Source organism: Streptomyces sp. NPDC046900 (assembly GCF_040644975.1).
Classification (GTDB): domain Bacteria; phylum Actinomycetota; class Actinomycetes; order Streptomycetales; family Streptomycetaceae; genus Streptomyces.
Genome location: NZ_JBEYXD010000036.1, coordinates 15,461 through 26,260 on the forward strand (window position 1 = coordinate 15,461; position 10,800 = coordinate 26,260).

At 68.7% G+C, this 10,800-nt stretch carries 9 protein-coding genes; 1 reads left to right on the forward strand and 8 read right to left on the reverse strand.

Annotated features, from left to right (window positions below):
* Nucleotides 1-151 precede the first annotated feature (151 nt).
* The 8 genes from ABZ904_RS28855 to ABZ904_RS28890 all read right to left on the reverse strand — a co-directional run bounded on the left by ABZ904_RS28855 (nt 152) and on the right by ABZ904_RS28890 (nt 8,303).
* Nucleotides 152-820 carry a hypothetical protein gene (locus tag ABZ904_RS28855; protein ID WP_361826341.1) on the reverse strand — a complete coding sequence of 223 codons (669 nt, stop codon included), beginning with the start codon at nt 818-820 and terminating at the stop codon, nt 152-154.
* A gap of 244 nt (nt 821-1,064) precedes the next feature.
* Nucleotides 1,065-1,562 carry a DUF6415 family natural product biosynthesis protein gene (locus tag ABZ904_RS28860; protein ID WP_361826344.1) on the reverse strand — a complete coding sequence of 166 codons (498 nt, stop codon included), beginning with the start codon at nt 1,560-1,562 and terminating at the stop codon, nt 1,065-1,067.
* Entirely contained in the window at nt 1,559-1,765 is a 207-nt protein-coding gene (locus ABZ904_RS28865) for a hypothetical protein (protein WP_361826346.1), read from the reverse strand. The genes ABZ904_RS28860 and ABZ904_RS28865 overlap by 4 nt, the downstream gene beginning before the upstream one ends.
* Nucleotides 1,766-1,890: 125 nt before the next feature.
* Complete coding sequence (locus ABZ904_RS28870) at nt 1,891-3,141, reverse strand: helix-turn-helix transcriptional regulator (protein ID WP_361826349.1); 1,251 nt, start codon at nt 3,139-3,141, stop codon at nt 1,891-1,893.
* Between the two features lie 197 nt (nt 3,142-3,338).
* Nucleotides 3,339-4,616 (reverse strand): hypothetical protein, encoded by a 1,278-nt coding sequence (locus ABZ904_RS28875; protein WP_361826352.1) that lies wholly within the window; start codon nt 4,614-4,616, stop codon nt 3,339-3,341.
* Nucleotides 4,613-4,879: a hypothetical protein gene (locus ABZ904_RS28880; RefSeq protein ID WP_361826354.1), complete on the reverse strand. Its 267-nt coding sequence runs from the start codon at nt 4,877-4,879 to the stop codon at nt 4,613-4,615. The genes ABZ904_RS28875 and ABZ904_RS28880 overlap by 4 nt, the downstream gene beginning before the upstream one ends.
* The gene (locus tag ABZ904_RS28885) at nt 4,876-7,521 is read right to left on the reverse strand and encodes an SUMF1/EgtB/PvdO family nonheme iron enzyme (RefSeq protein WP_361826538.1); all 2,646 of its coding nucleotides are present in this window, start codon (nt 7,519-7,521) and stop codon (nt 4,876-4,878) included. The genes ABZ904_RS28880 and ABZ904_RS28885 overlap by 4 nt, the downstream gene beginning before the upstream one ends.
* Nucleotides 7,522-7,526: 5 nt before the next feature.
* Nucleotides 7,527-8,303 (reverse strand): class I SAM-dependent methyltransferase, encoded by a 777-nt coding sequence (locus ABZ904_RS28890; RefSeq protein ID WP_361826357.1) that lies wholly within the window; start codon nt 8,301-8,303, stop codon nt 7,527-7,529.
* Between the two features lie 464 nt (nt 8,304-8,767).
* Here ABZ904_RS28890 and ABZ904_RS28895 point away from each other — a divergent pair, with 464 nt between their 5' ends.
* Complete coding sequence (locus ABZ904_RS28895; RefSeq protein ID WP_361826360.1) at nt 8,768-10,627, forward strand: DUF2637 domain-containing protein; 1,860 nt, start codon at nt 8,768-8,770, stop codon at nt 10,625-10,627.
* Nucleotides 10,628-10,800 lie beyond the last annotated feature (173 nt).

The window sequence follows — 10,800 nt, forward strand, 5'->3', positions numbered from 1 at the left end:
CACCCCTGCAGCCCCGGGCGTCGGATGGGGGAGTCCCCGGTGCCGGGCCGGGGGGAGGGGGAGTGGCCCGGCACCGGGGTGGGGGCCCGCCCCCTGCGTCCGGCCGGGGGCTGCCAGGGCAAGGGGGCGGGGGCTTGAGGAAGCTGCGCGGTCAGGGGCCGGGGAGATCATCCAAGGTGATGACGGTGTAGGCGCGGAGTCTGCGCACCATCTGCGAGGCGAGGAACCAACGCAGTCCTGGATGCCCGTACGGCAGCCGTTCGTCGGCGGCGGTCAGCGCCTGGAGCCCGCCGTCGCCGTACTGGTAGGGGGTGCCGATCACCCCATACAGCGGTGCGCTCTGCACGAGGAACACGGTCGGCCGGCCGTCGAGGTGCGGGCACTGCTCCGCCGCTGCTCGGGCGTGCTGGGGGCAGACCGGGGGCTGCGCGGTACGCACCACCGCCTCCTGCGGCCGCACCTCACCCGGTCCGGCGAGGAAGACGATGCCGTGGCGGGTACGGGCACTCTGGGCGCACACCTGGCAGCGCAGCTGCTCCATGCACTCGCGCTGGCGGGAGGGGTGGACCATCCGCCAGTGCGGCCGCCCGATGGGCAGGCCGTCGGCGCCGATCGTTTGGGAGCAGCGGCCCCACAACACGCCCCGCAGGTCACGGTCCGCCTTGTACTCGTCCCAGTAGCCCAACTGCAGGTGCCCGTCGGGGCCGCGCTGGGTGCGCAGCGACAACAGCAGGTCGGGACGCTCGCCGGCACGGCTGGTGATGTAGGGCACGAGCCGGCTCGTGGCCGGGTTCGCTGCGCTGGCCGTGCTGACGCTCATCGAGGGGTTCCCATCGAGGTGAGGGTGTGAAGAGAGGTGAGGTGTCCGCCCCAGGGCTCGACCTGTCCAGGGACAAGGGCCTGAGGCGGGCGTGTGTGGGCTTCGCCCGCCGCGGCCCCGCTGAGACGGGGCAGCGGAGTGGCCGAAGTGGCGGTGCTGCGGCCTGCGGCCGGGGCGGGGGTGCCGTGCGGCCTTTCCTCGCCGCGGGTTGCGGCCTGTGTTCAACGGGACGGTGGGCTTTTCGTCAGCGGCGGCGAAGCGTGTGGGCGCATCGGGTGTGGATGCGGCCTGCGCAGGCGGCTCCACCGGAGGCACTGACATGCCCGTAGGGCACCGAGTCCTCACGGTCTCTGATCGGCTTGTCGCAGGCCAGGCACATCTCCACGCCGGTCAGCGCCTCGTAGTGGTCACACAACGCCGCCAGGGAGCGCGCGAGCCTCCGGGCGTAGGCCACGGCCCGGTCCGGCCCGTCGCCGGCGGTGGCTCGCAGCTTGGCGCGGGCCTCGCCGATGCAGGCGAGGGCGCAGTACCGGGGCACGTCATCCATGGGCAGTTTCCCGGCCACCTGCTCGACCTCAGGGATGATCAACTGCATGTGGCCACGCAGCAGGCCGGTCAGCTCGGCCAGCCCGTCGCTCTCTGGCGATGTGGCGTCCGGTCCGAGCAGTCGGCCGACGCTCTGGCGCATCGTCTCGATGTCCACCGGCGGCGTTTCGGCTCGCGTATCCAGGAGGCTGTTCATCGGGCGGGACCTGCCGAGCGGTGGACGGGGCAGGCGCAGGGCGGTAGTTGCGTGCTGGGTAACTCGCGCGCGGGCTTGAAGCCGTAGGGCACGGTCACGGTAGCGCGCGGCGGCGTCACGAGGCCTTCGCGTGTGATGGTGTAGACGCGGAGCACCATCTTGGCGCCCGCTGGGCGCTGGGGGCGGGCAGTACCGTTCGTCATGTCGACGCTCCTTGCAGCGTTGGCCACGCCCCGGGACCGTCGTGAGCGGTCGCCGGGGTCTCTTGTGGTCTTCGACCGTAGAAGCGGCGACAGGAGGGTAGGGGCACAGATTGTGCCCCTTACCGTCATGCAGCCAAGAGGCCCAGCTTTACCGCCAGTTGGGACGCCCGTCGGCGCCGGGCCGGGCTCTTCGATTCGGCTTCTTCGAGGATGATCCGCTTTGCGTAGCCGTTGTACTTGATCGTCTCGGGAGCGGCCTCGTGTGCTTGATTCAACGTGGCGAGCGCAACGTCCGGTTGTCCGTCGAGCTGGTAGCCGCGAGCCTCTTCGATGCGGTGACGGGCGCGCCGCGGCCGGGACGGGATCGTGACGGCATCCGCTGCAGCGGCTTGCCGTACGGACTCGCCGCCCTGGTGGAGCTCCACTGCCACGGTGACGGCATGCGCGCCCATGACGGCTCGGGAGAAGGAGGTGACAGGGTGGTAGTAGTCCTGCGGGAGCCGGGCCGCCATCTCACGTGCCCGGTCCCAGTACCGCCACGCCGTACCGGTCTGACCGCGCCGGGCCGCCGTGTATCCGGCCTCGAAGGTCAGCGCACCGCTGATCGCGAGAACGTCGTCGCAGGCGTCGGGCAGGAGCGGTTCCAGATAGGCAAGCGTTTCGAGGTTCACCGCGTCCGCGGCATCGAAGTGCCCAGGGCCGGCGTCCCGGTGTGCTTGAGCCGCCAGCCAGGCGGCAACACCGATGGCGTGCGGGTTCTCGGATTCTTGTGCGGCGACCAGCCCGCGCTCGGCCACCCGCCACAACAAGGGCGCATCGGGCTGGTAGGCCACGAAGAACTGGGTCAGCGAATAGACCTCGGCCAGCACGGCTTGCGCAGCTCTACGGTCCGCGCCGGTCTCGGCCTGCCGTACGGCGAGCTGTGCGTCTGCAATCAGGTCCGGCAGGAGCGCTCCGATCACCTCGCGGTGGTTCGGCGCCGAGTGTCGCGCCGACCAGGCCCGTGCGAGGCGCGCTTGAAGGTGCGCGGCCGGCGGTGCCGCGCGCTGCGTGGTCACCGGAAAGGCGTCGACCGCGGCCTTGACTGGGGCGAGCCGTGGGTGGCCAGGGCCGGTGAACAGGCTGATGTGCATGGATTGGCTGCCGGTGAGATCCGCCAGATCCCGCACGCGGAGCACTTCGGCGATGCGGAGGATCATTTCGAGCTTCGGGGTCCGCAGGCGCCCGGTCTCGACGCTCTTGACCCACGAGCCGGACTTACCGACCAGCCCGCCGAGCTGTTCTCGGGTCATGCCCCTGCGCGTGCGCAAGATCTGCAGGCGTTGGCCGAACACCAACGGGTCAGCGTACGGGTCCGGGGATGCATCTTGAGACATCACGGCTTGGCCCCTCCTAGCACCTTTGTCACTGCCAGAGTAGGCGGCAGGTCCGGTCTCGGGTGAGATTCCCTACGGGCGCCCCTCATCCTGCACGTCATCGCGCGGATCGGATGGCGCGTTTCCTGCACGACGACGCTCTTCGTTTCGATCGGCGCCGTCCAGCGGTTCGTCCAGGGGGGCCACCTTTCCTGGTCTTAGGTCTTGTCGTTTCCGCCTCGCAGGGATGACAGGACCAGGCGGCCGTAGCGTGTGGTGAGGACTGCTGCTGTGGCGGCGATGGATAGTCCGAGGGCGATGAGCAGGTGTGTTGCGGAGTTGTCGCCGAGGACCTGCAGGATGCTCAGCGCGGTGCCGAGGGGTAGGCCGAGGATGGTGAGGACGCCGAGGGCTCCGCTGATTTGCTGGCTTTCCTGTGTCTGGACGAGCCTGCTGTAGTCGGCGGCTTCGGCCAGGATCTCGTTGAAGCGGGCGGGTAGCCGGTGCTGGTTTTGGAAGGCGAGGAGCAGATCGTTTGCCGGGCCGTGGGCGGTGAGGTGTTGTCGCCAGTAGGTGCTGCGGAAGACGGCGATGTTCCTCTCCAGTGTGGCGACGCGGCGTGCCAGCTGTGAGGAGGTGAATACCTCGGAGAGTTCGTCGGTGAGTTCGTCGATGTGGTCGCGCTGGAGGGAGCCAAGGAGCAGGGCGTCGAGATAGACGGTACGGGAGTGCAGTGCCCCGAACTCGAAGAAGTCGCCTGCACCGGTGTCGGTCCGGTGGCCGAGGAAGGCGGCCCCTTGACGCAGCACCAGGGCGCTCCAGTCCGCCGAGATTCTCACCGTGTCCTTGAGTTGTTCGCTGGCCGTCTCCGGTGGGAGGGGGAAGTCCTCCGGTGTGGAGCGTGAGGCCAGTTGCCACAGCCAGCGGTCCGCGGTGGCGGGCAGTGCCCTTTCGGGGCCTGTGCGGAGGGCGGGGGAGTGCTGTGCCGTCGGGGTGATGAAGGCGATGGTGTAGGGCCGGGCTATGGCGAAGGGCGCGTCCGGGTCGCGGACGTCGGCGTTGCCGGCGAGAAGGCCGACCGGGTCGAAGGGCCCGGAGAGCGGTTCGTTGTCCGGGTCGGGTCGTCGCAGGGCTCGTAGTACGGGCAGCAGCGGTCTTTCGACGCTGAAGTGGAGGACGGCGAGGGCGTGTTCGGGATCGCGAGCGGTGGCCGCTCGGAGAAGTTCCATGCCGAGCAGGTGCATCCCGTCATGCTTGACGTCCAGGGGCAAGTGCCAGCGCCGCGGTCGTCCCGGCGCCCCGTAGAGCGCGCGGGCGGAGGCGGGTGCAAAGTAGGTGGCCCGTGTCTGAGCATCGGTGCGGCGACTGCCCAGTTCGAACGGGAAGGGCCCTTCGGGCCAGTTGGGCAGGCGCAGCAGTCGCACGGGCAGCACGACGGTCAGCTCCTGGCGCGCCCCGGTGACGTTCTCCAGCAGGGGAACCTGGTGGGCGGTCACCGGTAGTACTCGGCCGGGTCGGGCTGGTCGAGTCGAATGACGAACTCCGCCCGGTCGGGGCTTTGGGCGCTGACATGGAAGCGGACGCGTTCGCCCGTGCGGATGGTCCGGAACCCCTCGGTCACGATCTGCCGGTAGTCGAAGGTGTAGTACCGCTCGTCTTCGTCGTCCCGGACGACGTAGGAGCCGATCGCACCGTTCGGCCCGCCGCCGTTGGGGCGCCTGTCGACGATGGTTCCGTGACGCGGCCCGCTGCCGCTCATGCTGTCGTCTCCTTGGCCTGGGACGTGTCGATGTCCTGCACGCACCGGAAGCCGACCGCGTTGCTCCCGCCGCGCTTGCGGTAGATGCCTTTGGTGCTGGTCTGCACCGCACGCATCGGGTTGTCGTAGCTGCCGCCGCAGATGACGGCCTCGCCGGGATCGTCCAGGCTGGTGGAGGTCCATTCCCAGCAGTTGCCCACCATGTCGATGACACCGAAGGGAGAGCGGTTGCCGGGCCGTTCGTCGATGCGGGTCACCCCGGCCCGCCGAATGGCGTCGCCCGCGAAGTGGCGATACCACGCCTGATACGTCACGACAGGCCGACCGACCCATGTGTCGGCGCAGTTGACCCGCGCGCTGTCGGATGTGTCGCCCCAGGGGAAAAGCCGCCCGTCGGTGCCCCGCGCGGCGGCCTCCCATTCCAGACAGGTCGGCAGCCGCTTGCCTTCGAACGCGGCAAACGCGTACGCACTCCACCAGTTGACGCAGATCGCCGGGTGGGCGGCGTAGCGCGGATTCTCGTAGTAGTCGGGCCGCGTCAGCCGGTCGGTCCAGGGACGGTGTGTGACCTCGGCCGGCTGGTCGGGGTGGTCCCACGGCGATCTGCCGTCCGCGTCGAGGGTGTCGAGGAAGCGGCGGTAGCGGGCGACGGTCACCGCATGGCGGTCGAAGCGCACGGGGCGCCCTATGCGGCGGATCAGCAGCCGTTCAGCCGGACCGATCAGGTACGCTCCGGCGGGCAGCACGCAGTCATCGCTGTCCCCGCCGCCGGGCATTGCGGCGAGGAAGGCGCGCACCTGCTCCGTGAGGAAGGCTCCGCCGGGAAGGCCGGCTGTCAGGTCCCGGTTCGCCGGATCGGCCAGAAACCTGGCGGCCAGTAGTTCCTGGTATGCCGTGTGCGCGAAGGCGACGTGATCGGGGCCGGCGGGGCGCAGCAGCGGTGCCAGGACACAGGCGTCGAGAGCGAGGCGGCCGTCCGTGAAGGCGTCGGCCCCCAACTGCCGGTGCACATCGAGCAGGGAGAACACGGTGCGGTCGGTGAGGAAAGCCTGTCCGAACGCTGCGGGCAGCCGCTGCTCCAGATCGCCCCGCCCCCGCTCGGCCAGCGTCCGCGTGATGTGAGCGCCGAGGATGTCCGCGAGTGGCTTGTTCTCAGGGAGGTTCAGGGTTGTGGTGAGGTGCTTCTCCAGTGGGGTTGCCTCGGGGTCGGCCAGGCGTACGACATGGAAGTGCGGCACCCGTGACGGGTCGACGCCGTTCGCGTACATCTGCTCGACCAACTGCTCCGAGCGGCCCGCGCCGCTGTCCAGCAGCTGACGTACCTGCGGCGAGTCCGCGAGGAAGGACACCCGAGAACTCATGACGACCGCCGACTCGGCGGACAGGACGGCCGCGAGATCGGTGAAGAGCCGCAGGAAACCGGCAGGGCTTGATTCCTCGACGCCCTCGTCGACGGCATCCAACACGCACAAAGCCGTCCCCGAACGGATCAGGTAAAGGAAGAGGTCGTATGCGCGCGAGCGGTCCGACGTCATGGCGGGCGCGAGGAGACGGCCCGCGTACTCGGAGAACGGTTCGTCCTTCGGTTTGAGACCGAGATCGAAGTAGAAGCGAAAGCGCCGGATCTCCGCATCGGCGGCCAGCGAGCGCAGGAGCGTGCTCTTTCCGCTCCCCGGACGCCCGGTGACCAGCACGTTCGCACTGCCCCGCGCCAGACGCGTCACGAGCTCCGCCGCGTCGCCAAACTGCTCCACCGTCGACTCGCCGGTGCGTGGGTCGGTGGTCAGTGCCGCCGCGGCGACAGGGGCCCTCATCTCCGCCGGGGTGGCACTGGAGGTGAGATCGGCGAGGTGGGCGTCGATATTGACGATGGTGTCGACGAAACCGTTGTACCGCACGATCCGGAAGTCCAACCCCAGCATCTGGTGGAGCGCGCCCGGCGCCGCACCGCCGTCGTCGTCCAGGACGACGAACCGGGTGAGCTTGGGCAGCCGGGTGCGTAACAGTTCTCCACCGCTGGCGGCAAGGACGGTGCTCAGGTCGTCGGCATCACGGGAGAGCATCAGCTCCACGTACTCCAGCCGCATCCCCGACTCGCGACAAAACAGCTGATACACGGTGTCCGGGCTGAGGACGAACCGCTTCGCCTGCCGGTAGCCGAGAGTGACGTACAGCCCGGCAAGGAACTCGCAGCGACGCGCCACCTCGGGTGCCAAGTCGGGCTCGCCACCGAGAAGGGCCGCACTCCCGGTGCCGGTGAACCAGACCAGCACGTCCACGAGCCGGCGGACCGCCAGCAGCCCGTCCTCGTCACTGATGTCGTACCCGTCGTGTGTCGACCGGTTGCGCAGCCGTCGAATGTCCTCGAGCCCATCCACGACCGTGCTGCTGCGGATATACGGGCGGCACCGCTTGACCAGATCGTTCAGGGCCTTCGTCGACGGGTCACCTTCGACGCCATGGTGGCGCCACAGCTCCTTGAGCAGCTTCTCGGTCAGCTTCCCCACCAGGGCAACCGCGTTCTCCGGATAGCCGTCGTTGAGGGACCGTAACGGCCGTTCCAGATCAAGCCCCAGCCGATCGGCGATCCGCGAATGGTCGTCGAGTTCACTCCGCAAGCGCCGCAGCCGTTCGTCGACCATGGTACTCACGCGGGCTCCCCTCGTCGCCGGCCGAGGACGAACGCGAACCGGTCCGGAAACACCAACACGGGCTCCGGATGAGCGACTCGCATCTCCTCGATCCCCTTCTCGATCTCGCTGTCGCTGAAGGTGGACAGCAGCGACATGTAGCGGGCGCGCACCATGCCGAAGTACTTCTCCCGCTCGATGCGCAGCTCATGCTCGACATAGTCGAGACCGGCTTCCAGCCCGGCGGCTCGCAAGTGCCCCTCCATAACGGCCGGATCGGGCTGCAGCTCCTCGAACCGCGTCAGGGCCGCCTGGAACAGCGGGTACTGGATGCTGGCCGGCAGCATCACCACCAGCAGCCGGCCCCCGGGCGCCAGCCGGCCGGCCAGACCACCCAGCGTGTGCGTCGGATCGGTCACGTGGTGCACCGACTCTTTCAGCCACATCGCATCGAGCTGCTCGTAGGGCAGACGGGTGCGTCCTTCGGCGATGTCCTCGGCGGACGCAACGATCGGAGTCAGCAGGGCCGGAGGTGGCGTCCCGAGCTGGCGCAGCATTGCCTCGGAAGGATCGACGCACACAATGGGATGACGGGGCCCAAGCTGCTGGGCCACTTCCCTGGCGAACAGGCCCGTCCCGCAGCCGACGTCGGCGATCCGGTCCATGGGGCCCAGCTGCAGAGCCTGGACGATCCGGCCGGACATCCAGGGAACGTAGTTAGGGCCGTAGACCCAGTGCTCGTCGTACTCGGCCGCCAACTCCTCGTAGTGCCCCCGCACGTCCCGCCGCTCCACGATCCCCCTCGCACCCCTCACCTGTGCCGTTTGTGCCGCACAGGGCACAGTGCAGGCTATCGCGGGTACCTGCGCGGCAACAGTCTGTAACCGGACGGTCGTTGGGCTTGATCGACTCACCGCAGGCGCGTGTGAACACGCGGACATGAGACGAACGCGTGCACCACTTCACGCCATGCAGCCGGATGGTGCGTCGCGAGTTCGAGGTCCGATTGGTTGCCGCGGCAACGGAAGCCAGCCCGCTCTTGAGTAGAGATACCTCGGCATAGCCACGAGTCCTTCAGTGACGTGGTCCGCACACCTCGGCCACGAACCGGATAGACCATCCGTATTCGCTGCTGATTGGTCGTCTGCCTTGCCCGGTCGGCTGTTTTGGGTAACCGCTCGTGAGAGTGTGATGACAGTTCATCGACAAGATCTGGGGAGGGCTGCGACGCGTGGCCGGGGGACCGAGGAAAGCTCCAGTGACGTTCACCCGCGCCCACCGCATTTTGATCGCGGTGGTCGTGACCGGTGCGGCCATCATCGCCGGGATCGGGTTCGTAGGTTCGTACGCGGCCGTCCGTGAACTAGCCGTCAAGAAAGGCTTCGGGAATTTCAGTTACGTCTTCCCGATCGGCATCGACGCGGGTATCTGCGTCCTACTGGCCCTGGACCTGCTGCTGACCTGGATCCGCATCCCCTTCCCCCTGCTGCGCCAGATGGCCTGGCTGCTGACGACGGCAACGATCGCGTTCAACGGCGCGGCCGCCTGGCCCGACCCGCTGGGCGTCGGCATGCACGCGATCATCCCGGTCCTGTTCGTCGTTGCCATCGAGGCCGCCCGCCATGCGATTGGCCGCATAGCCGACATCACCGCCGACAAGCACATGGAAGGCGTCCGCCTCACCCGCTGGCTGCTCTCCCCGATCCCGACGTTCCTGCTGTGGCGGCGGATGAAGCTGTGGGAGCTGCGCTCCTACGACCAGGTCATCAAGTTCGAACAGGAACGCCGTGTTTACCAGGCCAGTCTCCGCTCCCGCTTCGGCCGCGCCTGGCGTCGCAAGGCCCCGGTGGAGTCGCTGATGCCTCTGCGTCTGGCCCGCTACGGCGTACCCCTGGCCCAGACGGCCCCGGCCGGCCTGGCCGCCGCCGGTATCGACGAGCAGCCAATCCAGTTCACCGTCGAGCGGACCCCGGTACCGGCGCAGCGGCAAAGCCCCGAACTCGAGGCCGTCGAGCAAGAGAAGGGGCCTGCGCAGCTGAGTGCCGAGCCTCAGCCGACGAACCAGGCGCCGCCCGCGGAACGCAGCCGGTCGCACGAACCAGAGGTGGAAGACGATGGGGACGCCCGACACCTCGCCGACGCCTACCAGGCCTGGCGCGCCGCCTTCGGGTCCGAGCCCACAAGCGCGCAGTTCGCTCTCTGGCTCCAGGACCAGTACGGCATCGCCACCGCAGCCGGCGGACCACTGTCGGATGAGCAACTGGAGCCCCTGCTGCAAGTCCTGGGGCAACGCAACGCGCCGTCGGTCGAGGCTGGGACCGAGCCCGAAGACAGGCAAGATGCGGACGGATTGACGTTGAGCGACTACTTCTACAACGCCTGGCTCGCGTACGCCCGGGAGAAGGGCTCCTACCCCGATGCGGCCGCCCTTGCCCAGTACATCTACCAGCGCGACGGCATCAGGGGCGCCCGCGGCCAGCCGGTCACCGCAGCCGAACTGCAGGACTACGTCGCCGAATTTCATGACCGCGAGTACGACATCGGCGGCCCGGAGATCGTTCCGCCTGCCGAGGACGAAGCGGACATCGATCCCAGCGAGCAGGCGCGGGGTGAGCCCCTGCCGGATCGGGAGGGTGAGCAGGAGACGGCGGCCGCCGGCGCCCGGGCTGCCCAGGGGCAGCGCGGGCCGAGGATCGACGCCAAGGTCGACGAGCAGCCCCCGCCGCAGGATCCTGCTGGGGGAGGCGACCTGACCGTCGTCGACCGCTACTACCTCGTGTGGATGGAGTATCAGGCTCAGCACGGCGGCGAACCTGGTGCCGATGAGCTGTCCGCCTTCCTGGCCAAGAAGGGCATGTTCGGCCGGGGAGGCAAGCCCGTCGCCCCGTCCACGCTGCGCCGCTACCCCCTCCAGTTCCGCATCTACAACGTGTGGGCGGAGCACCGCGTGCGCACCGAAGCGCCTTCGGCGGATGCCGTTGCGCAGGACTGCACGGATCGCGGGATCACCGGCCAGTACAACAAGCCGATCACCCCGGCCCAGATCGGCGAACAGACCGAAGACTTCGCGCGGCGCTGGCACGCGCTCACCCGATATCACACCGAGGCTCAGCAGTAGGCATCGTCCGGGCCGATTGTGCATCGGAGCCCCGACAGCCCCCGGCAGGATGCACAATCAGTAAAACTTCTGATCAGACACCCAATGTGCAGCCACAGTGATCACTGCGCAGGACCTGCGCACCCCGCGACGGCCTGCGCACCGCGCCTTTGCGCAGTGCGCAGCATCGCCCC